Source organism: Allochromatium vinosum DSM 180, from assembly GCF_000025485.1.
Taxonomy (GTDB): domain Bacteria; phylum Pseudomonadota; class Gammaproteobacteria; order Chromatiales; family Chromatiaceae; genus Thermochromatium; species Thermochromatium vinosum.
This window is the reverse complement of record NC_013851.1, coordinates 934,986-957,851: the sequence shown is the minus strand read 5'-3', so window position 1 is coordinate 957,851 and position 22,866 is coordinate 934,986. Positions and strand designations below refer to the sequence as shown.

Below are 22,866 nucleotides of genomic sequence, written 5' to 3'. Positions count from 1 at the left end.
AGTCCCGGCAAGGCGAGACTCCCGCGCCGCGCGCTATCCTTCCCAGCCCTGAAGCACTGGATCAAGACTGCCCATCAGACGGTTCAGAACCCGAGCCGGCTGGCGAGACGGGATCAGTCGGTCCGCCAACCACGGCCGTGGTGACGACCAGACCGTCACGCACCTTCTTGAGTTCGAGATTGGCTTCGTAGGGCTTGCCCGCATCGAGCAGCTTGATCGCCTGATCGACCTCGGCACTGGTCTCGGCCAACGGCAGACTGATCTCATGCGCGATCAACGTCAGATCGGCGAGCTTCAGCGACTGAGCCGCCGCCTGTCGGTCGCCACGTTGCAGATGCTCCTTGGCTTGAGCGATGGCCGCATCGCGTACCTTGGCGCGCTCGACCATGGACTGAGGCTTGGCCGTCTCATCTCCGGTGGCCTTGGCCTGAGCCGCGACAGGCTGGTCAGCGGCCGCCGTGGACTTCGGCTCGTCCGTCGCGCCTTGAGTCGGCTGAGCGTCGAATGCCTCGATGACCTGCAACTCCGAAGCGATCGGGATCAGATCCATCTTCTCGCGCTCACGTTCGTGCTTCACCTGCTGACCTTCCCGGACCTTGGTCGTCACGGTGATCGGTCGGTCTTGCTTCTCGGCTTGGTCGAGCAGCTTATGGCTTTCGGCCAGCAGCTTCTTGGCGTTGTCGACATAGCCATCGTTGATCGCCAGTCGTGCCAACTGAGCATGCTCGACGGCCATCAAGCCCAGCTTCGAGAGTTCCATCTCCTGTTTGGGACTCGGGCCGCCCGTCACGATCTGCGTGATGGTCGTGTCGGTATTGGCGGCGGCCGGACGGAGATCAGCGGCGTGGTTGCGACCGATGGCCACGAAGGACAGAGCGAGGATCGTGACGGCGGTGATCGGATAGATACGGTTCATGACGCTACACCCTCAGGATGATTGACAGGTTGCATCTGTCGGCGGCGGTTGCTTCCGCCGATGGAGAGAGTATCGGACACGCCACCTTACCCGAGGCTGAAGAACGGGTTAAATCCGTGTAACCTTGAAAAGAACCGCCATTGTTCAAATTCTGATACGTCGATGCGTGCGGCCACGTCCACGAGAGAGAAACATCCTTGCCCGCTTTGATCCGCCCCTTCCAGATCGGCCCCCATCGGCTCGCCAACAACCTGATCCTGGCCCCCATGGCCGGGATCACCGACCGCCCGTTCCGCACCCTGTGCCGGCGACTCGGCGCCGGACTGGCCGTGGCCGAAATGGTCGCCGCCAACACCGCGCTCTGGGGCAGCCGCAAGTCGCTGCGCCGGCTCGACTATCGCGACGAACCGGGACCGATCTCGGCGCAGATCGTCGGCTCCGACCCCGCCGAGATGGCCGAGGCCGCGCGGCTCAACGTCGAGCTGGGCGCGCACATCGTCGACATCAACATGGGCTGTCCGGCCAAGAAGGTGTGCAAGGTCGCCGCCGGCTCGGCCCTGCTGCGCGACGAGACGCGCGTGGCGCGCATCCTGGAGGCCGTGGTCGCCGCCGTCGAGGCGCCGGTGACGCTCAAGATCCGCACCGGCTGGTCGCCCGAGGAACGCAACGCTGTGCGCATCGCCCGGATCGCGCGCGAGTCGGGCATCGCCGCCCTGACCGTGCACGGACGCACGCGCGCCTGCACCTACGGCGCCCCGGCCGAATACGACACCATCCGCGCTATCCGCGCCTCAGTGGACATCCCGCTCATCGCCAACGGCGACATCGCCTCGGCGCAAGACGCCCGCCGCGTTCTGGACTACACGGGCGCGGATGCTATCATGATCGGTCGCGCGGCCCAGGGACGCCCCTGGATCTTCGGCGACATCGCCGCTGGGCTGGCCTCCGAGCCTGCGCATCCGTCTGAATCGCCGAACGCGCCACGCCACTGGATCAAAGACATCCTGAGAGAACATCTCGAATCGCTCTATGCTTTCCATGGCGATTACGCCGGGGTGCGGATCGCGCGCAAGCACATCGCCTGGTACTGCCGGCATCTGCCCGGCGCGGCGAGCTTCCGGGACACCATCAACACTACCGAGTCAGCGAGCGAGCAACTCCGGCTTGCACTCGCTTTCCTCGATCGAGACCACGACGATTACGCCCGACCATGACGAGTGAGGCCGCGCCCACCACATCCGAACCGCCACCGCCAGCGACTGGACTCGCCCCCGACGATCACCGGCACGCTGCGCCACTGAGCCAGTGCGTGCGCGCCGCCGTCGAGGCCTATCTCACCAACATGGCCGGACACGAGATCGAGGATCTCTACGATCTGGTCATGCAGGAGGTCGAACGCCCACTGTTCGAGCTGGTGCTGCACCACACACAGGGCAACCTCAGTCAGGCGGCACGCCTCCTCGGCCTGACGCGCAATACGCTGCGCAAACGGCTCAAGGCCCACGGCATCGACCGCTGAGGTCTGTCCTAAAATCCGTGGGATCGAAGACGCGGATGTTGCACAATCGCGCCCAAGCCGTCGACACCTCGATCCCGAACACTGTGCGAATCCATACGCCCATCCAGACTTTGGACCATCCAATGCAACCCATTCAACGCGCCCTGATCAGTGTCTCCGACAAGACCGGTCTGCTCGACTTCGCCCGCGTGCTCGCCGCACGCGGCGTCGAGATCCTCTCCACCGGCGGCACCGCCCGCCTGCTGGCCGACAACGGCCTGACCGTCGTCGAGGTCTCAGACCACACCGGCTTCCCCGAGATGATGGACGGGCGCGTCAAGACCCTGCATCCGCGCATCCACGGCGGCATCCTCGGCCGTCGCGGCCTCGACGACGCGGTCATGACCGAACACGGCATCCCGCCGATCGATCTGGTGGTGGTCAACCTCTATCCCTTCGAGCAGACGGTCGCCAATCCCGACTGTGATCTGGAGACCGCGATCGAGAACATCGACATCGGCGGCCCGACCCTGCTGCGCGCGGCGGCCAAGAACCACGCCAGCGTCACCGTGGTGGTGGACGCCGCCGACTACGAGCGCGTGGCCGAGGAGATCCAGTCCAGCGGCGGGGTGAGCGAGGCGACCCGCTTCGATCTGGCGGCCAAGGTGTTCGAGCACACCGCGCGCTATGACGGCGCGATCGCCAACTATCTGTCGGCGCGCGCCGAGTCCGAGGCCGGCGCCAGCTTCCCGCGCACCCTGACGCTGCAATTCAAGCGCCGGCAGTCGATGCGCTATGGCGAGAATCCGCATCAGAACGCGGCCTTCTATGTCGAGCATCAGGTCGCAGAGGCCGGCATCTCGACCGCGACCCAGATTCAGGGCAAGGAACTGTCCTACAACAACATCGCCGACACCGATGCCGCGCTCGAATGCGTCAAGCAGTTCGACGAGGCGCCGGCCTGTGTCATCGTCAAGCACGCCAACCCCTGCGGCGTGGCCTTCGGCGCGACCCTGCTGGAAGCCTATGATCGCGCCTATCAGACCGATCCCGAATCGGCCTTCGGCGGCATCATCGCCTTCAACCGCGAACTCGACGCCGAGACCGCGCACGCCATCGTCGAGCGTCAGTTCGTCGAGGTCATCATCGCCCCGCGCGTCTCGGACGCCGCCCGCGCGGCGGTCGCGTCCAAGCCGAACGTGCGTCTGCTCGAATGCGGCGACTGGTCCCGCGAACCGGGCGACCGGCTCGACTTCAAGCGCGTCAACGGCGGTCTGCTGGTCCAGGACGCCGATCTGCGTCTGACCGACCAGATCCGCACCGTCACCGAGCGCACCCCGACCGAGGCCGAGCTGGCCGACCTGCTCTTCACCTGGCGCGTGGCCAAGTTCGTCAAGTCCAACGCCATCGTCTATGGCCGCGAGCGCATGACCATCGGCGTCGGCGCCGGGCAGATGAGCCGGGTGAATTCCGCGCGCATCGCCGCCATCAAGGCCGAGCACGCCGGACTGACCGTCGCCGGATCGGTGATGGCCTCGGATGCCTTCTTCCCCTTCCGCGACGGCATCGATCAAGCGGCCGCCGCCGGCATCAAGGCCGTCATCCAGCCCGGCGGCTCGATGCGCGACGCCGAGGTCATCGCGGCGGCCAACGAGCATGGCATGGCCATGGTGTTCACCGGCATGCGTCACTTCAGGCACTGAAAACCCATGCGCATCCATCCAACGGCCATCGTCGAGGACGGCGCCCAACTGCACGACAGCGTGACGGTCGGTCCCTATTCGATCATCGAATCCGGGGCCGTCATCGGCGAGGGCTGCCGCATCGAGAGCAACGTGCGCATCTTCGGCGTCACCCGGATGGGTGCGCACAACCGAGTCTGTCATGGCGCGACCCTGGGTTCCGAACCGCAGGATCTGAGCTTCACGCCCGAGAAGGCCCGGCCGCTGATCATCGGCGATCACAACCACTTCAAGGAGTGCGTCAATATCAGCGGCGGGATCAAGTCCGAGGGCGGCACCCGGATCGGCAGCCACAATTATTGGATGGCCTTCAGCCACGCCGGACACGACTGCGTCGTCGGCGATCACAATGTCTTCGCCAACACCGCGACCCTGGCCGGGCATGTCGAGATCGACGACCACTGCTTTCTCTCCGGTCAGGTGGCGGTGCATCAGTTCTGCCGCATCGGCTCCTATGTCATGATCGCGGGCGTGACGGGCGTGCCCCAGGACGTACCGCCCTACATGCTCGCCGACGGCCATCGCGCGCGCCTGATCGGACTCAACGTGGTGGGGCTGAGACGCAACGGCTTCGGTCAGGAACAGCGCACGCGCATCAAGCAGGTCTATCGTTTGATCCTGCGCTCCGGTCTGCGCCTGGACGATGCACTCCAGCGCGCCGAGGACGAGTATCCCGGACCCGAGACCAAGCGGATCGTCGCCTTCATTCGTGCCAGCCGGCGCGGTATCGTGTCGTTCGGTTGAAGCGGACGCGATCCGAACCCAAAACCAGAGATTTGAAATACCGATGAAGATCTTGATCGTAGGCAGTGGCGGGCGCGAGCACGCCCTGGCCTGGAAAGCGGCCCAATCCCCCCAGGTCGAACAGGTGTTCGTGGCCCCCGGCAATGGCGGCACGGCGAGCGAGCCGGGCGTGGAGAACGTGGCCATCGCCGCCGACGACATCGCCGGACTGGTCGAGTTCGCACGCCGCGAGTCGATCGGGCTGACCATCGTCGGCCCCGAGGCGCCGCTGGTGCTGGGTCTGGTCGATGCCTTCGCCGAGGCGGGGCTACCCTGCTTCGGGCCGCGTCAGGCGTCGGCCCAACTGGAAGGCTCCAAGGCGTTCGCCAAGGACTTCCTGCACCGTCACGGCATCCCGACCGCTGCCTATGGCGTCTTCACCGAGCTGGAGCCGGCGCTCGCCTATCTGCGTCAGGTCGGCGCGCCCGTGGTGGTCAAGGCCGATGGTCTGGCCGCCGGCAAGGGCGTGATCCTGGCCGATGATCTGGCCACGGCCGAGGCCGCCGTGCACGACATGCTCGGCGGCGGACGCTTCGGCCGCGCCGGAGCGCGCGTCGTGATCGAGGAATTCCTCACCGGCGAGGAAGCGAGCTTCATCGCCATGGTCGATGGCCGGCACATCCTGCCGCTGGCCTCGTCTCAGGACCACAAGGCGCGCGACGACGGCGATCGCGGTCCGAACACCGGCGGCATGGGCGCCTACTCGCCCGCCCCCATCGTCACGCCCGAGATCCACGACCGCATCATGCGCGAAGTGATGGAGCCGACGGTCGCGGGTCTGGCCGCCGAGGGACTGCCCTATCTGGGCTTCCTCTATGCCGGCCTCATGATCGGCGCCGACGGCACGCCCAAGGTGTTGGAGTTCAACTGCCGGCTCGGCGACCCCGAGACCCAGCCGCTGCTGATGCGCCTCCAGTCCGATCTGGTCGAACTCTGTCTGGCCGCGCTCGACGGACGGCTCGATCAGGTCACGGCCGACTGGGACGCGCGTCCGGCACTCGGCGTGGTCATGGCCGCCGGCGGCTATCCGGACGACTATGAAACGGGGCATGTCATCAGCGGCCTGGATGCGGTACCCTCCAGCGAGGCCAAGGTCTTCCAGGCCGGCACCCGGTGCGAGGGCGACGCCATCCTGACCAACGGCGGGCGTGTGCTGTGCGTCACCGCGCTCGGCGCCAACGTGGCCGAGGCGCAGCACTTGGCTTATCAGGCGGTCGACCGCATCCAGTGGACGGACGCCTTCTGTCGCCGCGACATCGGGCATCGCGCCATCGCGCGCGAGCGATCCTGATCCTGGGCTGGGACAACGAGTAGAGCGAGATGGCTGACGCCTTTGCCACCAAGAGCTTCCTGGTCGTCGACGATTTCGCCGACATGCGTTCGGCGATCAAGGGCATCCTGATCTCGCTCGGGGTCACGCGCATCGATCAGGCCCGCAACGGCAGCGACGCCATCTCGAAGATGCAGAACAAGCGCTTCGAGGTCATCCTCTGCGACTACAATCTCGGCCCCGGCAAGGATGGCCAGCAGGTACTCGAGGAAGCGCGTCATCGCCAGCTCATCGGCGTCGACAGCATCTTCATCATGATCACGGCCGAGAATGCGCGCGAGATGGTGATGGGGGCCGTCGAATACGCTCCCGACAGCTATCTCTCCAAGCCGTTCACCAAGGATCTGCTGCGCACCCGTCTGGTCAAGCTCTTCGAGCGCAAGGCCCATCTGACCAAGGTCAGCGAAGCGCTCGTGGCCAAGGATCCCTCGGCGGCCATCCGTGCGATCGATACCCTGATCGCCGCCAAGCCGCGCAACCTCGGTGAACTGCTCAAGCTCAAGAGCGAGATCTGCATCGACTCCAACCGACTCGACGAGGCCACGGCCACGCTCGAACAGGTACTCGCCATCCGCGAAATGCCCTGGGCACGGCTCGGGATCGGCAAGATCCAGTTTTTGAAAAAGAACTTCGATCAGGCGGCCGAGACGTTCAGGCAGCTGATCGAGCAGGATGCCAATTTCATCGGCGCCTACGACTGGCTGGCCAAGACCCAGACGGCCCAGCGCCGTTTCGCCGAGGCCGAAGAGACACTGCGCACCGCCGTCAGGCTCTCGCCGCGCGGTATTGGGCGCCAGCATACGCTCGGCGACATCGCGCTGAACAACGGACACCCCGAGATCGCCGAGGCGGCTTATGAGCGCGCCGTCGGGCTGGCGAAATACTCAGTGCTCAATCACCCGGCGATCTTCGCCGGACTGGCCAAAAGCAAATCGGCCAACAACAAGCACGACGAGGCACTCAAGGTCGCCAACGAGATCCACAAGGTCTTCCCCGACCGAGAGGAGGCCGTCTTCTACGCGGCCAGTACCAGCGCGCTCATCAAGACCCGCCAGGGTGACAAGGCCGGTGCCGAGGCCGCGCTCGCCGAGGCCGAGGAAGCCCTCGCCCGGCTCAACGAGACGGCTCACACCGCCGAGCACGCCCTCGAGATGGCCAAGACCTATGCCGGACTCGGACGCGAAGACAAGGCAGCCACGCTCTTGCGTCAGGCCATCGCCAACAATCACGATGACGACGCGACCCTGACCCAGATCGTGCATCTGTGTCAGGAATCCGGTTTGAACTATGATGCCGAGGCCGCGATCCGCGAAGTTCAGCGCGATCTGGTCAAGACCAATAACGAAGGCGTACGGCTCATCAAACAGGGCGAGTTCGAGGCCGCCATCCGTCTGCTCAGTCAGGCGGCCGACGAGATGCCGGGCAACAAGACCATCAATCTCAACGCGGCCAAGGCCATCATCATGTATATGGAACGCCGGGGCGTCACCAACGATGATCTGCAAGCCGTGCGCCGCTACATCGACCGCGTCCAGACCCTGGCCCCGGACGACTGGCGGCTGGGCGACGTGACCGCGCGCCTGCGCAAAATCACCAGCCAAGGGGATTGAGCCGATGGACAGCATGGATTTTTCCGACATCCTCGCCTCGTCGATCCACGACATCAAGAATTCGCTCGGCCTGATCCTGAACAACCTCGAGGATCTGATCGCCAATCCCGACAACCATATCGCCAATCCCCGTCAGGCCAGTCTGCTGCAACACGAGGCGCGCCGCGCCAACAGCAATCTCATCCAGTTGCTGACGCTCTACAAGATCGGTCACGAGCAGCTCTCGATGCGCGTGACCGCCAACAACCTCGATGACTTCCTCGATGAGGTCGTCGCCGAGAATCATTCGGTGTGCCGGGCACTCGAACTGGAGTTGAGCCATCGTTGTGCGCCGGATCTCGAGGGTTATTTCGATCTGGAACTGGTGCGCAGCGTGCTCGACAGCACCATCGGCAATGCCAGACGCTATGCCCGCTCACGCATCGAACTCAGCGCCGCTCAGGAAGACGGCTTCCTGGTGATCCGCGTCGAGGATGATGGCGGCGGTTTTCCACCGGCCCTGATCGGCCTGCTGGAGTACCAGCCCGGCGAGTTCGCCGAGGCCGCCAACCCAGGGCGCACCCAGCTCGGTCTCTATTTCGCGACCCGTATCGCCCAATTGCATCGCAACGGTGACCTCCAGGGGCGGATCCATCTGGTCAACGCCCATCATCTGACTGGAGGCTGTTTCGAGCTGTGGCTTCCCTGAGGCGCGCGCGGCTTCTCTCGTCGATCGTCCTGCTGTGGCTGATCGCGGTCCAGGCGCCGCTGGCGGCTCCGGCCGATGTCCGGCTGCTCATCGACGTCTCCGGGAGCATGCGTCAGAACGATCCCCGGAATCTGCGCGCGCCGGCGCTGCAACTGGTCAACGAACTCATACCGGCTGGCGCCATCGCCGGCGTCTGGCTGTTCGCCGAGCAGACCGAGGTCTTGATCCCGCCGGCGCCGGTCGACGACGCCTGGAAGAAGCGTCTCGCCGGACGTCTCGCACGCATCCACTCGCGCGGACTCTTCACCGATATCGAGCGTGCCATCCGCACCGCGACCGAGGACTGGACCAAGACACCGCCCGAGGGCGAGCGGCATCTGATCCTCTTCACCGACGGACTGGTCGATGTCTCGAAGGATGAGGCCGAGAGCGCGGCCTCGCGCGAGCGCATCCTGTCCGAACAGATCGAGTCGCTCAAGTCGGAGGGCGTCAAGGTCCATGCCATCGGTCTCTCCGACCAGATCGACGAACCGCTCATGCGTCTGCTCGCCACTCAGACCGATGGCTGGCTGGAAGTCGCCCAGGACGCCGAGACGCTCCAGCGGCTCTTTCTGCGCGTGCTCGAACAGAGCGCTCCGCCGACGACCGTGCCGATCCAGGGCAATCGCTTCGAGATCGACGATCAGGTGCGCGAATTCACGCTCCTGGCCTTTCGACCCGAAGGTGGACAGAGCCAGTTGACGGCTCCCGACGGCGAGCGCATCCGCGCCGATCAGCTCACGCCCGGTGTGAAGTGGCGCGCCGAGGTCGGGTACGATCTGGTCACGCTGTCCAATCCCAAGCCCGGTCAGTGGCGTATTCGCGGGGTGGAAGACCCGGACAACCGGGTCGTCATCGTGACCGACATGGACATCGAGGTCGCCCCAGTCCCCAACGCGGTCGGACTCGGGGAGTTGCCCCAGCTCGAGAGCTGGCTCACCGACCATGGTCAGCCGGTCGAGCGCACCGAACTGCTGCAAGTGCTGGCCTCCAGGGTCATCGTCACCCCTGAATCCGCGACGCCCGCGTTGGGACAGATTCAAGGCGCCGCCGTCCCTACACCGCCGGTCGTCGGGGAGAATGTGACGCCACCCGCCACCGAAGAGGGGCAGCCCCCGCTCGCCGTGCCGCCGGCCGCACCCGCTGAGCAGGCCATGGCGCTCGATCAGGCGACGAAGCGGTTCTCGACCAGCCTGCAAACCCGCACGCTCACACCGGGCGTCTATCGTCTGGACTTCGTCATCGATGGCGGCACCTTCCAGCGCCAGCTCACCCGGCGCCTCAAGATCAAGGGCGCGCCGCTGACGGTCGACTATGAGGGACAACAGCCGAGCGAGACCGATCCCTTCGCCGCGCTGCTGGTGCGGCTCACCGCCGAACCGGATCTGGTCGACCAGACGAGCCTGTCCGGCTATCTGCTCGCGCGTGGCCCGGACGGCTGGACCGAGGTCGTCGAGATCCCCAAGGGCAAACGCTTTCCGCTGACCGTCAAGATCCCCGTCCAGCACCCTGGAGAGTACCGGATCAGCAGTCATTTCATGGGCCGGACCCTGACCGGAGATCTCACCGAGATCCAGCCCGAACCCGGTGCCCTGACGCTCGATTTCGCGGTACCGCCGGCTGAGCCGGCCGTGGAGGCCACGCAACCCGTCTCCTGGCTCTGGCTGCTGGTCTATGTGCTCGGGGGCAATGTGCTGCTCGGGGGGTTGCTGGCGCTGACCTGGTGGCTCATGACGCGCTCCAGGTCCAGCCGGAACACCGCCAAGAGGACGCGCGCATGAGCACATTCCAACTGGCCGCTCTGATCCTGGCCGGTGAGTTCGCCCTGCTCGCCTGGGTCATCCTGTTTCTGATGCTCAGACGCCAACGCCACCAGGAACAGGACGATCAGGTCCATGCCGGGGCCGTCATGCAGCATCTTGAAGCCCGCGAACCCAGCCACCGTGATGCCTTGGCGAATCTGTTCGAGACGACCTACAACCTGGAAGGCGACGAACTCGCGGCCAAGGTCGACGAGTACATGGAGCGCGAGCGGGCCTTCTACAACGTCATGCTGAATCTCTATCTCAACCGTGACGGGGACAAGCTCAAGGAGATCCCGTCGGAACTGGCCAAGGTGATCAAGCCCTGGGCCGAGATCACCCCGAGCGGCATGATCAATGCCAGTGACGTTACAGGTCTGGAGAACGAGAAGGCACAACTCTCGACTGAACTGGAGAACACCAAGGAAACCCTCGAACAGCTCATGGAAGAGTACATGGCCGCCTTCAAGAAAGCCGAGCAACAGCAGGCCGATTCGCTGCAGGAACCCCCGCCCGCCCAGGAACCTGCGGCGCAAGCGCCCGAACCGGACGAAGAGGCCGAACCGGACGAAGAGGCCGACCTTGGGGATCTCGACATGGACGCCGGTGATTTCGACATCCAGCCGGTCGAGAATCCACCCGAAGACGAGTCCGTCAAGCCGCCACCTGCCACACCGCCCGAGTCGTCACTCGATGAGACACTCGACCCCAGTGACATCGATGCCATGCTGGAAGCGCTGGCGAAAGAGGCCGTCAGCGAGCCGGGGCCGCCACCCGCCAAGCCCGATGAGGCGCCCGAGCGCCCGCTGAGTCCGGAGGAGATCGAGGAAGCGCGCGCCCGTGACGAGCTGGAAGGACTCGCCGATCTCTTCGATCCGCCGTCCGAGGACGAAGAGCCGGTCAAGAAACCCTGATGCGCGCTGTCGCACGCGACGGCACGCCATCAGGCCGCCATCGCCAGACGCGACTCCAGTGCGGCCGTGACCGGACCGCCGAGCCAGTCGCCGAATTCGCGCAATTCGGGGTAGCGGCCGGCCACGTCGAGCACATAGCCCAGGGTCCGAGGAATGTCGGCCAGATAGCCATGCTTGCCGTCGCGCAGACTCAGCCGGGCGAAGATGCCGCTGGCCTTGAGGTGACGCTGCATCCCCATGAGATCGAACCAGCGTTCGAAACGCTCGGCTTCGACCGCGTTGAGCAGCCCCGAGGCGCCGGCACGCTGGAAGTAACCGAGCGCCCAGTCCCGGACCCGCGCTTCGGGCCAGGAGATATAGCAATCCCGCAGCAGCGAGACCAGATCATAGGTGATGGGGCCGACCACAGCGTCCTGGAAGTCGAGCACGCCGGGATTGCCCGCCTCGGTCAGCATCAGATTGCGCGAGTGATAATCACGATGGACACAGACGCGCGGCTGCTCCAGGGCGCTGTCGATCAGGATGGACTCGACGCGATCGAGGCGTTCGCGGTCGCGTTCGTCGAGCGGTAGCTCCAGGAATCCGTGCAGCAGCCATTCGCGAAACAGGCCCAGCTCGCGCGTCAGTAGCGCCGTGTCGTACTGGGGCAGCCCCTCGACCGGAGCGCGTGTCTGGAGCGTCTCCAGGGCGTCGAGCGCATCGCCGTAGAGCCGGTCGGCGCTCTGCGCGTTCAGCTCGCCGAGATAGACTCGATCGCCGAGATCGGAGATCAGCAGGAACCCCTGCTCGCGAAACTCGGCATGGATCTCGGGGGTATTGAGTCCGCAGGCGCGAAAGCGCCGGGCCAGATCGGCATAGCGTCCGCAGTCCTCGAACTCGGGCGGGGCGTCCATGGCGATCCAGGTCTCGCCGTCGCGCCGGACACGCCAGTAGCGACGGAAGCTCGCATCCGAGGACGCCGGGGTCAACTCCAGCGACTCCGAACCCAAGACCTCGCTCAACCAGGAACGCAAGACGGCAGTTCGATCCGACACACCCATTCACTCCAAATGGCCATAGAATCTTAAGAAAAATCAGGGTCGGCGAACCTCGATGGAGTCATCGGCGATTGATGGCGCGCCCTGGATGTGCCATGGTTACAGGTTCAATCCCTAGCGTCCACTCATTCATTACACGCCCCTCCGACCGATGCCGACCCTGGCCGAACTCAAATACAGTGCACGCGCGGCTGCGTTGCTCGTGCTCGCGGCCGCCTCGGCGCCAGGCGGGGCGACAGAATCGGCCCCGAACGCCGCCGACCCGGCGAGCGGGCCGTCCACCAGCCTGCCCGACACGGGCCAGCCGCCGCGCGCATCCCGGACCGCGTTCTTGCCCGCCACGCCCGAGCACACACCCACGGACGGTGCATCCCTGACCCCCAGCCGGCCGGCCGAACGCGATGCCGCGCTCGCGACGCTGGAACAGCAGGGCGCGCAGGGCGTCACCCTCGCCCCACCGGATGAGACACCGCTCGCCCCGGTCGTCACCCCCGTCGAACAGCGCGCCGATGACCGCCGTCTGCACCTGGATCTCGGCTGGGAGTATTGCGGACCCGCGCCCGGCGTCACCAACATCACGCCGGCGTCCCCGCCACCTGAGACGCAGCGCCTGCCGATCGAGATCACGGCCGATCTGGTCGACTACGACCGTGAACGCGACCTGATCCAGTTGCAGGGCGAGGTCGATATCATTCAGGAATCGCGCCGCTTGCGCGCCGAGCGTTCGCGCTACGACCGGCGTACCGGAGACGTCAGCGCCGGCGGCAGCGTCGCGCTGGATTATCCGGAACTTCGGGTGATCGGCGAACGCGCCGACTACAACCTGGAGACCAAGCGCGGGCACCTGGAGCAGGCCGGCTACCGGATGCACGGCCGGGCCAATCTGCGCGGCGCCGCCACCGAAGCCTGGCTGCTCGACGCCGAGCGCAGCCGCTATCGCGACGTCCTCTATACCACCTGCCCGCCCGGCAGCTCGGCCTGGTCGCTGCGCGCGCGCGATCTGGAGCTGAATCAGGGCACGGGTCTGGGTGTGGCGCGCCACGCGCGCCTGCGCCTCTGGGACGTGCCCGTGCTCTACACCCCCTATCTGGCCTTTCCGATCGATGGGCGTCGGCGCAGCGGTTTTCTGATCCCGACCGTCGGCACCTCCGAGGAAACCGGATTCGATCTCACGATTCCCTACTACTGGAACATCGCGCCCAACATGGACGCGACCCTGACGCCGCGTCTGATGAGTTCGCGCGGGCTGATGCTCGGGGCCGAGTTCCGCCATCTCTCGCCCTGGCAACGCATCGAGATCGACGGCGAACTCCTGCCGAGCGATCAGAAGAACGAAGACGAGGGCGCGCGTGGTGCACTGCGCGTCACCCAGTCCGCCTGGCTCGGCACGCGCTGGTCGACCGCGATCGATTACGCCTCGGTCTCCGACGATCGCTATCTGGTCGATTTCGGCAACCGGCTCGATGTGACGAGTCTGCGCAACCTCAGCCAGCGCGCGGACGTCCTGTACAGCGGCGATGGCTGGTGGGCACTGGGGCGCGTGCAGCAGTTCCAGACGGTCGACACCAGCATCGCACCGGCCAACCGGCCCTATGGGCAGCTCCCGCACATCGAGCTGAACCTCTCGCCCGCACCCCAGGTCGGCGGTCTGGAATACGACTTCAAGGCGCAGTACGACTATTTCGACCACAATGCAGCCGTCCATGGCAGCCGGCTGGTCGCCATTCCCTCGCTGCGCTGGCCGCTGCGGCGCAGCTTCGGTCATCTCATCCCGCGCGCCCGGCTCTATTACACCCAGTACGATCTCGTCGATCAGGTGGAGGGCGCCGACAGTCAACCGAGCCATCTGATCCCGAGTGTCGACCTCGACGGCAAGCTGATCTTCGAGCGCGAGGCCGACTGGTTCGGCCACGAGACCTTGCAGACGCTCGAACCCCGGCTCTATTACGTCCTCACCGCTCATGAGGATCAGTCCGACAATCCCCGGTTCGACACCACGGCGCTCGACTTCAGCTTCGCGAGTCTGTTTCGCTCCAACCGTTTCACCGGCTACGACCGCATCAGCGACGAGAACCGTCTCACCCTGGGCCTGACCTCGCGCACCATCGCCAACCGCGATGGCGACGAGCTCTTTCGTGCCAGTCTCGGTCAGGTCTATTACTTCGACGAGCGCCGGGTCCAGCTCGACGATGCGACGCCCGAGGACGATGTGAGTTCGTCCCTGGCGGGCGAGCTGGCGGCACGACTGCACAAGGACTGGACCGCCCAGGTGGGGCTGCAATGGAATCCGCATGACGACGGGAACGCGTGGGAGAAGCAGATCCTCCAGCTACGCTACGCCCCCGACCGCGACCGCCTGATCAATCTCGCCTACCGCTACAATCTCGGCACCCAGGCGTCGGAGGAATACGAGGACACGGACCTCGCGTTCCAGATGCCCATCGGCCCACGGGTACGGGTGGTCGGACGCTGGCTCTACTCACTGCTCAACGACCAGACGGTCGAAGCCTTCGCCGGGCTGGAGTTCGGCCAGTGCTGCTGGCGCCTGCGCGTGCTGGGCCAGCATCTCAAGCGCGATGCCGATCAGCCGGCGAGCACCAGTGTCATGCTGCAGCTGGAGCTGGCCGGTCTCGGCTCCTTCGGCAATTCGATCGATAAGGTTCTGCAACGAGGAATCTATGGCTATCAGCCCGAATAGAGACGCGCCGGCGCGGATGACGCCGCGCCGGTCCCCGCGGGGGAAACTGCTGGGACTTGCGCTGGCGCTCGGAATGGGGCCGGCGCTGGTCTCGGCCCAGGCATTGGATGCCATCGTCGCGGTGGTCAACGACGATGTGGTGGTGCAGAGTGAGCTGGAACGCGAGATCGCGCTGGTGATCCCGCAACTCAACCAGCGCGGAACGGCCATACCGCCCCCCGAGCAGTTGCGCAAACAGGTGCTCGACCGTCTCATCCTCAAGCACTTGCAGCAGCAGCGGGCCAAGGAACTCGGTCTCAAGGTCGACGAGGCCACGCTGGAAGAAGCGCTTCAGGGGATCGCCGGCCGCAATGGCCTGTCGCTCGACGAACTCAAGGCAACGCTGGAGGCCGGCGGCATCCGCTTCGAGGACTTCCGTGAGGACACGCGCTCGCAGATTCTGAGCAGCCGTTTGCAGAATCAGGAGGTGGTGCGCAAGATCCAGGTCAGCGAACCCGAAGTCGATCGTTTCCTCGCGCGCGAGGCCAGCCGGCTGATCGAGCGCGAGCAGGTGCGCTTGCAGCACATCCTGATCGCCCTGCCCGAAAACCCGACCCCGGAGCAGGTCAAACGCGCCGAGGACAAAGCCAAGGGACTGGTGGAACGGCTGCGTAGCGGGGCCGACTTCGCCGCCGTGGCGGTGCGCGAGTCGGATGGACGCAACGCCCTGGAGGGCGGCGATCTGGGCTGGTTCGAGATGGGCGCGGTGCCGAGTCTGGTGTCGGACCTGGCCTATACCCTGGCCGAGGGCGAGGTCAGTGAACCATTGCGCAGCCCGAGCGGTTTCCACATCATCCGGATGCGCGAGATCAAGGCGGCGGCTCCAGAAGACGTCACCCAGACCCGGGCGCGCCACATCCTGATCCGCACCAACGAGATCGTCTCGGACGCCGATGCGCGCCAGCGGCTACTGCAACTGCGCGAGCGCATCATCGGCGGTGAGGACTTCGCCGGTCTGGCGCGCGCGCACTCCGACGATACCGGCTCGGCGCTCAAGGGCGGTGAGCTGGGCTGGGTCGATCCGGGAAAAACCGTGCCCGAGTTCGAGGAGCAAATGAACGCCCTGGCCGTCGGAGCGACCAGCGAACCCTTCAAGAGCCCCTTCGGCTGGCACATCCTCCAGGTCGAGGAACGGCGCCAGCAGAGTGCCAACGAGGACATCCTGCGTCTGAAGGCACGCGAGGCGCTGCAACGGCGCAAGGCCGAGGAAGCGACGGAGGAATGGTTGCGCCAGTTGCGTGACGAAGCCTATGTCGAGATCCGGCTCGACCAGGAATCATGATCTCAGCATCCATGACACACCCAAGCGAATCTCGCGTGCCGCGTTTGGCCTTGACGCCCGGCGAGCCGGCCGGCATCGGTCCCGATCTGATCGTACGTCTGGCGGCGGCCGGGCACTCGGCCGCCGAGCTGGTGGCTATCGCCGACCCGGACCTGCTGGCCGAGCGTGCGGCGCGTCTCGGTCTGTCGCTGACGATCGCGCCCTTCGATCCGGCTCAGGCGGCCTGTCCGAGCGAACCCGGTCGGCTCAACGTCTGGCCGGTGGCGCTCGAACAGGCGGCGACACCCGGTCGGCTCGACCCAGCCAATGCAGGCTATGTGCTGGAGACGCTCAGATGCGCCTGTGACGGCTGTCTCGACCGCACCTTCGATGCCCTGGTCACGGGGCCGGTGCACAAGGGCGTCATCAACGAGGCCGGCATCCCCTTCACCGGGCACACTGAGTTCCTGGCCGAGCGCTGCGGGGCCGAGCCGGTGATGATGCTGGCCACGCCCGGTCTGCGCGTGGCGCTGGCGACCACGCATCTGCCGCTGTCGGCAGTCAGCGCAGCCATCACGCGCGCCTCGCTCGGGCGCGTGGTTGACATCCTGCATCAGGATCTGGTCGCGCGCTTCGGCCTGGAGCAGCCGCGCATCCTGGTGTGCGGACTCAATCCGCACGCCGGCGAGGGCGGACACATGGGACGCGAGGAGATCGAGGTCATCACGCCAGTGCTCGATGAGCGGCGCACGCGCGGCTGGGATCTGGTCGGCCCGCTGCCCGCCGATACGCTGTTCGTGCCGACACGCCTGAAGGACGCCGATGCGGTGCTGGCCATGTATCACGATCAGGGGCTGCCGGTGCTCAAGCATCTGGGCTTCGGTCAGGCGGTCAACGTCACCCTGGGCCTGCCGATCATCCGCACCTCGGTCGACCACGGCACAGCGCTGGATCTGGCCGGGACCGATCGCGCCGATCTCGGCAGTCTGCGTCTGGCGCTCCAGACGGCGCTGACGATGACGGCGGCCGGCGCCGCTCGACACTGAACTTCGACCCTCTCTAGGATCCGGCTCGCTCCGAGCCGGTCAGGAATCTCATTCGATGCATTTCGATCTGCTTGAACGTGACGGTCTCGCCCGTCGCGGCCGTCTGACCTTTGCACGCGGGACCGTCGAGACGCCCGCCTTCATGCCCGTGGGCACCTATGGCACGGTCAAGGCCATGACCCCGGAGGAACTGCTGGAGGTCGGCGCCGAGATCGTGCTCGGCAACACCTTCCATCTGATGCTGCGCCCCGGCACCGAGGTCATCCGCCGGCTCGGGGATCTGCACGGCTTCATGCACTGGGACAAACCCATCCTCACCGACTCGGGTGGTTTCCAGGTCTTCAGTCTGGGTGAACTGCGCAAGATCACGGAAGACGGCGTCAAGTTCCAATCGCCGGTCGACGGCAGTCCGGTGTTCCTCAGCCCCGAGATCTCGATGCAGGTGCAGCGCGAACTCGGTTCCGACATCGTGATGATCTTCGACGAATGCACGCCCTACCCGGCCAGCGAGGAACAGGCGCGCGTCTCGATGGAGCTGTCGCTGCGCTGGGCGGCGCGCTCGCGCGAGGCGCATGGCGACAACCCGGCGGCGCTGTTCGGCATCGTCCAGGGCGGGATGCACGAGCGTCCGCGCGCCGAGTCGCTGGAAGGTCTGATGCGCATCGGTTTCGATGGCTATGCGGTCGGCGGACTCTCGGTCGGTGAGCCGGAGGAAGACCGGCTGCGGGTGCTCGATTTCCTCTCCGACAAGCTGCCGACCGATCGGCCGCGCTATCTGATGGGCGTCGGCACGCCCGAGGACATCGTCGCCGCCGTCCAGCGCGGCATCGACATGTTCGACTGCGTGATGCCGACCCGCAATGCACGCAACGGTCATCTGTTCACCCATCAGGGCGTGGTGCGCATCCGCAACGCCGTCCACCGCACCGACGAGGGACCGCTCGACCCGCTGTGCGACTGCTACACCTGCCGTCACTACAGCCGCGCCTATCTGCATCATCTCGACCGCTGCAAGGAGATCCTGGGCGCACGGCTGGCGACCATCCACAATCTGCATTATTACCAGACCCTGATGCGCGGACTGCGCGAGGCGATCGCCGGAGGCCGGCTCGATCATTTCGTCTCGGATTTCAAACGGCAACGCGCCTCGGCCTGATCGATCGGCGGTTGGCCGACTCAGAACCGGGCGTCCGGCCCCGAACACAGCCGATATCTCAATACAAACGATTGACCCAAAGCATTAGTCCCATTTTTGATAGGGCCATTAATCTTATCGTCATATTCTGATTCTCGGGCGGCAGGAGTCATGCCGTCACGTGCGCTGGTCGGCGCTCGCGAGCGCCTCCAACGCACGGCCCCCAAGCCAATCGGATCGGCCTGGATCACCGAATCAGGTTGGCGTCAGCTTCGCCCGCGCGCTCACAGCATCCCGCGCGCGTGGGCCTCGATACAGAGGTTTCCCGGTTTGAGAATACTCCCCAAGCACCTGCTCAATGCCTGGGTCGAGCGTCTGCGTATCGACCATCGTGTGGTGGCTCCGAGGGAATCCCACGGCCAGTACATCTTCGACGAGATCACCAGCGCCGACGAACTCGTCCTCGACTACCACAGCAGCGTCCTGCCGCCCAAGAAGTACTTCCTGCCCCCGCGCGAGGATCTCTTCACCTTCAACGCCAAGACGATGGAGATGTCGCCGGTCATCGAGGAGATCGAGCCCACGGTCATCATGGCGCTGCACACCTGCGACCTGCACGCCATCCAGCTGCTCGACCGCATCCAGGGTACGGGGCATGTCGACCAGCACTATCAGGCGCGGCGCCGCAAGACGGCCCTGGTCAGCATCGAGTGCATGCAGCCCTGCATGGACCAGGCCTTCTGCAAGAGCCTGGGCACCCTGTCGGTCCCGGAACAGTTCGATGTGCATCTGACCGATCTCGGGGACCGCTATGCCGTCGATGTCGGTTCCGATGCGGGCGAGGCGCTGATTCGCGGCATGGGCTTCTTCTGGAAGCCGTCGGACACCGACTACGATCGCTTCAATGAAGTGATGGCCGGCAAGTGGCCCAACTTCGACTACCGGCTCGACTGCGACGTCACCGACCTGCCCAATCTGCTCGGCGCCAGCCACGACAGCACGCTCTGGGACGAGATCGGCGAACGCTGTCTCTCCTGCGGCCAGTGCACCAAGGTCTGTCCGACCTGCTATTGCTTCGATGTCGTCGACGAGATCGATCTGAAGCTGGAAAAAGGCAAGCGGGTGCGGGTGTGGGATTCCTGCCTGCTGGAGAAGTTCGCCGTGGTCGCCGGCGGACACGACTTCCGCAACTCGCGCGCCAACCGGCTGCGTCATCGTTTCATGCGCAAGGGCAAGTATCAGCTGGAAGCCTACGGCCTGCTCGGCTGTGTCGGCTGCGGACGCTGCGCCCTCTCCTGTCCCGCGCACATCACGCCCATCGCCACCCTCAACACGCTCAACGAACGTCGCCAGGCGTCCCCAGGGGAGTCGGCCTAGAAGACTATGACCACACTGCTACGCGAAACCCTGGACCATTCGTCCATCTACATGCCGACCCCGGCGCGCATCGTCGCGGTCGAACAGTTCACCGAACTCGAGAAGTGGTTCCATCTCGAACTGCCGAGCGGCTTCACTATCGCCCACCAACCGGGACAATTCGTCGAGGTCTCGGTGCTCGGCATCGGTGAGGCGCCGATCAGCATCTGTTCCTCACCGGCGCGCAGCAACGGGGCCTTCGAGCTGTGCGTGCGCCGCGTCGGCAAGCTGACCGAGGCGCTGCATCGTCTGGAGCCGGGCAGCATGATCGGCGTGCGCGGACCCTTCGGTCACGGCTTCCCGATCGACCGCTTCCAGGGCAAGGACATCGTCTTCGTCGCCGGCGGTCTGGGTCTGGCGCCGCTGCGCTCGCTCATCACCGAAGTACTGGACGAGCGCGGCAAGTACGGGCGCGTCGCGCTGCTCTATGGCGCGCGCACGCCCAACGACTTCCTGTTCCCGGCCGATCTCAAGGCCTGGGCCGAGCGCGGCGACATCGAGTGTCACGTCACCGTCGACCGGCCGACAGACGGCTGGGACGGCCACGTCGGCGTCATCACCACCCTGCTGCCCAAGATCGACTTCCCGGCGCGCAACACCATCGCCACCGTGGTCGGTCCGCCGGTCATGTACAAGTTCGTCCTCCAGGATCTGCTCGCCAAGGGCATCGCCGAGGGCAACATCTGGCTCTCGTTCGAGCGTCAGATGAAGTGCGGCGTCGGCAAGTGCGGCCACTGCCAGATGCACCACATCTACACCTGTCAGACAGGACCGGTCCTGTCCTACGCCGAGGTCAAGGATCTTGAGGAGGCGCTATCATGAAACCCAAGGTCGCCTTCTTCGAGTTCACCAGTTGCGAGGGCTGTCAGCTGACGGTCCTGGATACGCTCCAGCGCCATCCCGAGTTGCTGGAAGTGATCGAGATCGTCCAGTTCCGCGAGGCCATGAGCGAGCGCGGCGAGGACTATCAGATCGCCTTCATCGAAGGCTCCTGCACGCGCCCGTCCGATGAAGCCAAGATCCGTGAGATCCGCGAACAGGCCCAGATCGTCGTCGCCCTGGGCGCCTGCGCGCATCTGGGCGGCATCAATGCCATCCGCAACCGGATGCCGCTGGAGCAGACCCGCGAATACGTCTACGGCGACAAGAAAGACTGGTTCGAGACCTATCCGGCGCGGCCGCTGAGCGCCGTGATCGAGGTCGATGCCGTCATCCCCGGCTGTCCGATCGACCGCAAGGAGTTCGCCACGGCGGTGACGCATCTGCTGCAGGGGCGCAAGCCGGCGATCCCGGACTATCCGCTGTGCATCGACTGCAAGCTCACCGAGAACGTCTGCATGTTCCTGCGCGGTCAGACCTGTCTCGGTCCCGTCACCCGTGCCGGCTGCGAGGCCATCTGCCCGGCCCAGGGTCAGGGCTGCGAGGGCTGTCGCGGTCTCATTCCGTCCCCCAACATGCACTCGATCAAGCAGGCGCTGCGCGAGCACGGCATGACCGAAGACCAGATCGCGGCCAAGCTGTCGCTCTTTCTCACCTACCAAACGATGCAACTGGAAGGGGTGACGCCCGCATGACCACGCTGAAAGTCGATGTCCATCATGTGACGCGCGTCGAGGGCCACGGCAACATCGTCGTGGATGTCCAGAACGGCGTGCTCAAGCAGTGCGATCTGCAGATCGTCGAGACGCCGCGTTTCTTCGAGGCCATGCTGCGCGGGCGTCCCTACCTGGACGCCTCGCACCTGACCTCGCGCATCTGCGGCATCTGCGCCGTCGGGCACGCGACCGCTTCGCTGCGTGCCACCGAGCAGGCGCTCGGGGTGACGCCCAGCCCGCAGACGACGCTGCTGCGCAAGCTCAACTTCCACGGCGAGATCCTCGACAGCCACATCCTGCACATCTACATGCTGGTGGCGCCGGATTATCTGGGCGTCGGCAGCGTCATCCCGCTGGCGCAGAGCGCGCCGGACGTGGTGCTGCGTGCGCTACGCATGAAGCAGCTCGCCGGGGATCTGTGCGCGGCCATCTGCGGGCGTCACACCCATCCGATCTCGATGACGGTCGGCGGCTTCACGCACTTCCCGAGCCTGGAGACGCTGCGCGAGCTGCGGGCGCGGCTGGTGGCCTCGCGCGCCGACTGCGACGCGACCATCGAGCTGCTGGCTGGGCTGGACTTCCCCCGCTTCGAGCGCGACACCGAGTACGTCGCGCTGCACAAGGGCGAGGAATACTGCTTCATCGACGGCGTCATCGACAGCAGTGACGGCGGACGCTGGGATCTGGAGGACTACCGCCTCATCACCAACGAGACCATCGTCCCGCATTCCTCGGCCAAGCACACCCGCCACCAGCGCGACTCCTACATGGTCGGGGCGCTGGCGCGCTTCAACATCAACCACGACAAGCTGCATCCGCGCGCGCGGGCGGCGGCCGAGGCGCTCGGTCTCGCGCCCAAGGTCATCAACCCCTATCTGATCGCGGCGGCACAGGCCGTCGAGGTGGTGCACTGCACCGAGGACGCGATCCTGCTCATCGACCAGTTGCTTGAGATGGGCATCCGGCACGAGGAGCCGGCCGCGCCGACCCGGCTGACCGGCGAGGGCGTGGGGGCCGCCGAGGTGCCGCGCGGCACCCTCTTCCACCACTACCAGATCGAGGACGGGGCGATCGTCGGCGCCAACTGCGTCATCCCGACCGGCCAGAATCTGGCCAACATCGAGCTGGACATGCGGGCGCTGGTGCCGACCATTCTGGACCGCAGTCAGGAAGACATCACGCTGGCCCTCGAGATGCTGGTGCGGGCCTATGACCCCTGCATCTCCTGCTCGACCCACATGCTGAACGTCCGCTTCGTCTGATCCACCCCGATCCGCGTTCCCCGGTTCGTCCGGGGCGCGCGGTCGAGACCCCTCA

General features: G+C 65.7%; 19 protein-coding genes. 17 read left to right on the top strand and 2 right to left on the bottom strand.

Annotated features, from left to right (window positions below; all coding sequences use genetic code 11):
• Positions 1 to 61: 61 nt before the first annotated feature.
• A complete protein-coding gene (locus ALVIN_RS16515) occupies positions 62 to 916 on the bottom strand; it encodes a YfdX family protein (RefSeq protein WP_012970048.1) in 855 nt (284 codons plus the stop codon).
• Between the two features lie 197 nt (positions 917 to 1,113).
• Between ALVIN_RS16515 and dusB the strand changes: the two genes are divergently transcribed.
• From dusB to ALVIN_RS04050, 9 genes are all read left to right on the top strand, one after another.
• A complete protein-coding gene (gene dusB / locus ALVIN_RS04090; RefSeq protein ID WP_012970047.1) occupies positions 1,114 to 2,130 on the top strand; it encodes a tRNA dihydrouridine synthase DusB in 1,017 nt (338 codons plus the stop codon).
• Positions 2,127 to 2,435, top strand: coding sequence for a helix-turn-helix domain-containing protein (locus tag ALVIN_RS04085; RefSeq protein WP_012970046.1), 309 nt, complete (start codon positions 2,127 to 2,129; stop codon positions 2,433 to 2,435). Before dusB ends, ALVIN_RS04085 begins: the two co-directional genes overlap by 4 nt.
• Positions 2,436 to 2,557: 122 nt before the next feature.
• Complete coding sequence (purH, locus tag ALVIN_RS04080; protein ID WP_012970045.1) at positions 2,558 to 4,117, top strand: bifunctional phosphoribosylaminoimidazolecarboxamide formyltransferase/IMP cyclohydrolase; 1,560 nt, start codon at positions 2,558 to 2,560, stop codon at positions 4,115 to 4,117.
• 6 nt (positions 4,118 to 4,123) lie between these two features.
• A complete protein-coding gene (lpxA, locus tag ALVIN_RS04075; RefSeq protein WP_012970044.1) occupies positions 4,124 to 4,900 on the top strand; it encodes an acyl-ACP--UDP-N-acetylglucosamine O-acyltransferase in 777 nt (258 codons plus the stop codon).
• Positions 4,901 to 4,943: 43 nt separating this feature from the next.
• Entirely contained in the window at positions 4,944 to 6,230 is a 1,287-nt protein-coding gene (gene purD, locus ALVIN_RS04070) for a phosphoribosylamine--glycine ligase (RefSeq protein WP_012970043.1), read from the top strand.
• A gap of 29 nt (positions 6,231 to 6,259) precedes the next feature.
• Positions 6,260 to 7,879 (top strand): tetratricopeptide repeat-containing response regulator, encoded by a 1,620-nt coding sequence (locus ALVIN_RS04065; protein ID WP_012970042.1) that lies wholly within the window; start codon positions 6,260 to 6,262, stop codon positions 7,877 to 7,879.
• Positions 7,880 to 7,892: 13 nt separating this feature from the next.
• Positions 7,893 to 8,567, top strand: a complete 675-nt coding sequence (locus ALVIN_RS04060; RefSeq protein WP_050750357.1) for a sensor histidine kinase — start codon at positions 7,893 to 7,895, stop codon at positions 8,565 to 8,567.
• Complete coding sequence (locus tag ALVIN_RS04055) at positions 8,555 to 10,387, top strand: vWA domain-containing protein (RefSeq protein ID WP_012970040.1); 1,833 nt, start codon at positions 8,555 to 8,557, stop codon at positions 10,385 to 10,387. The genes ALVIN_RS04060 and ALVIN_RS04055 overlap by 13 nt, the downstream gene beginning before the upstream one ends.
• Positions 10,384 to 11,322, top strand: coding sequence for a hypothetical protein (locus ALVIN_RS04050; RefSeq protein ID WP_012970039.1), 939 nt, complete (start codon positions 10,384 to 10,386; stop codon positions 11,320 to 11,322). The genes ALVIN_RS04055 and ALVIN_RS04050 overlap by 4 nt, the downstream gene beginning before the upstream one ends.
• A 29-nt stretch (positions 11,323 to 11,351) precedes the next feature.
• On the opposite strand, the gene ALVIN_RS04045 is transcribed toward ALVIN_RS04050, so the two are convergent.
• Positions 11,352 to 12,362, bottom strand: coding sequence for an aminoglycoside phosphotransferase family protein (locus tag ALVIN_RS04045; RefSeq protein WP_148217455.1), 1,011 nt, complete (start codon positions 12,360 to 12,362; stop codon positions 11,352 to 11,354).
• A gap of 148 nt (positions 12,363 to 12,510) precedes the next feature.
• On the opposite strand from ALVIN_RS04045, the gene lptD reads away from it, so the two are divergent.
• The 8 genes from lptD to ALVIN_RS04005 all read left to right on the top strand — a co-directional run bounded on the left by lptD (position 12,511) and on the right by ALVIN_RS04005 (position 22,811).
• Positions 12,511 to 15,057, top strand: coding sequence for an LPS-assembly protein LptD (lptD, locus tag ALVIN_RS04040; protein WP_012970037.1), 2,547 nt, complete (start codon positions 12,511 to 12,513; stop codon positions 15,055 to 15,057).
• Positions 15,038 to 16,378: a peptidylprolyl isomerase gene (locus tag ALVIN_RS04035; protein ID WP_012970036.1), complete on the top strand. Its 1,341-nt coding sequence runs from the start codon at positions 15,038 to 15,040 to the stop codon at positions 16,376 to 16,378. Before lptD ends, ALVIN_RS04035 begins: the two co-directional genes overlap by 20 nt.
• Before the next feature lie 11 nt (positions 16,379 to 16,389).
• Entirely contained in the window at positions 16,390 to 17,403 is a 1,014-nt protein-coding gene (gene pdxA / locus ALVIN_RS04030) for a 4-hydroxythreonine-4-phosphate dehydrogenase PdxA (RefSeq protein ID WP_012970035.1), read from the top strand.
• Positions 17,404 to 17,458: 55 nt separating this feature from the next.
• The gene (gene tgt, locus ALVIN_RS04025) at positions 17,459 to 18,559 is read left to right on the top strand and encodes a tRNA guanosine(34) transglycosylase Tgt (protein WP_012970034.1); all 1,101 of its coding nucleotides are present in this window, start codon (positions 17,459 to 17,461) and stop codon (positions 18,557 to 18,559) included.
• A gap of 309 nt (positions 18,560 to 18,868) precedes the next feature.
• A complete protein-coding gene (locus ALVIN_RS04020; RefSeq protein WP_012970033.1) occupies positions 18,869 to 19,915 on the top strand; it encodes a 4Fe-4S dicluster domain-containing protein in 1,047 nt (348 codons plus the stop codon).
• Between the two features lie 6 nt (positions 19,916 to 19,921).
• The gene (locus tag ALVIN_RS04015; RefSeq protein ID WP_012970032.1) at positions 19,922 to 20,776 is read left to right on the top strand and encodes an FAD/NAD(P)-binding protein; all 855 of its coding nucleotides are present in this window, start codon (positions 19,922 to 19,924) and stop codon (positions 20,774 to 20,776) included.
• Positions 20,773 to 21,528 (top strand): NADH-quinone oxidoreductase subunit B family protein, encoded by a 756-nt coding sequence (locus ALVIN_RS04010; RefSeq protein WP_012970031.1) that lies wholly within the window; start codon positions 20,773 to 20,775, stop codon positions 21,526 to 21,528. The genes ALVIN_RS04015 and ALVIN_RS04010 overlap by 4 nt, the downstream gene beginning before the upstream one ends.
• On the top strand, positions 21,525 to 22,811 hold the full coding sequence (locus ALVIN_RS04005) for a Ni/Fe hydrogenase subunit alpha (protein WP_012970030.1): 1,287 nt from the start codon (positions 21,525 to 21,527) through the stop codon (positions 22,809 to 22,811). Before ALVIN_RS04010 ends, ALVIN_RS04005 begins: the two co-directional genes overlap by 4 nt.
• Positions 22,812 to 22,866 lie beyond the last annotated feature (55 nt).

Bases quoted from the DNA above. Each gene is read 5' to 3' on its own strand.
- ALVIN_RS04050 (WP_012970039.1), top strand. From the start codon at position 10,384: ATGAGCACATTCCAACTGGCCGCTCTGATCCTGGCCGGTGAGTTCGCC.
- ALVIN_RS04015 (WP_012970032.1), top strand. From the start codon at position 19,922: ATGACCACACTGCTACGCGAAACCCTGGACCATTCGTCCATCTACATG.
- ALVIN_RS04065 (WP_012970042.1), top strand. From the start codon at position 6,260: ATGGCTGACGCCTTTGCCACCAAGAGCTTCCTGGTCGTCGACGATTTC.
- lptD (WP_012970037.1), top strand. From the start codon at position 12,511: ATGCCGACCCTGGCCGAACTCAAATACAGTGCACGCGCGGCTGCGTTG.
- ALVIN_RS04045 (WP_148217455.1), bottom strand. From the start codon at position 12,362: ATGGGTGTGTCGGATCGAACTGCCGTCTTGCGTTCCTGGTTGAGCGAG.
- purH (WP_012970045.1), top strand. From the start codon at position 2,558: ATGCAACCCATTCAACGCGCCCTGATCAGTGTCTCCGACAAGACCGGT.
- ALVIN_RS04035 (WP_012970036.1), top strand. From the start codon at position 15,038: ATGGCTATCAGCCCGAATAGAGACGCGCCGGCGCGGATGACGCCGCGC.
- ALVIN_RS04085 (WP_012970046.1), top strand. From the start codon at position 2,127: ATGACGAGTGAGGCCGCGCCCACCACATCCGAACCGCCACCGCCAGCG.
- purD (WP_012970043.1), top strand. From the start codon at position 4,944: ATGAAGATCTTGATCGTAGGCAGTGGCGGGCGCGAGCACGCCCTGGCC.
- tgt (WP_012970034.1), top strand. From the start codon at position 17,459: ATGCATTTCGATCTGCTTGAACGTGACGGTCTCGCCCGTCGCGGCCGT.
- ALVIN_RS04010 (WP_012970031.1), top strand. From the start codon at position 20,773: ATGAAACCCAAGGTCGCCTTCTTCGAGTTCACCAGTTGCGAGGGCTGT.
- ALVIN_RS04060 (WP_050750357.1), top strand. From the start codon at position 7,893: ATGGATTTTTCCGACATCCTCGCCTCGTCGATCCACGACATCAAGAAT.
- ALVIN_RS16515 (WP_012970048.1), bottom strand. From the start codon at position 916: ATGAACCGTATCTATCCGATCACCGCCGTCACGATCCTCGCTCTGTCC.
- lpxA (WP_012970044.1), top strand. From the start codon at position 4,124: ATGCGCATCCATCCAACGGCCATCGTCGAGGACGGCGCCCAACTGCAC.
- ALVIN_RS04005 (WP_012970030.1), top strand. From the start codon at position 21,525: ATGACCACGCTGAAAGTCGATGTCCATCATGTGACGCGCGTCGAGGGC.
- pdxA (WP_012970035.1), top strand. From the start codon at position 16,390: ATGACACACCCAAGCGAATCTCGCGTGCCGCGTTTGGCCTTGACGCCC.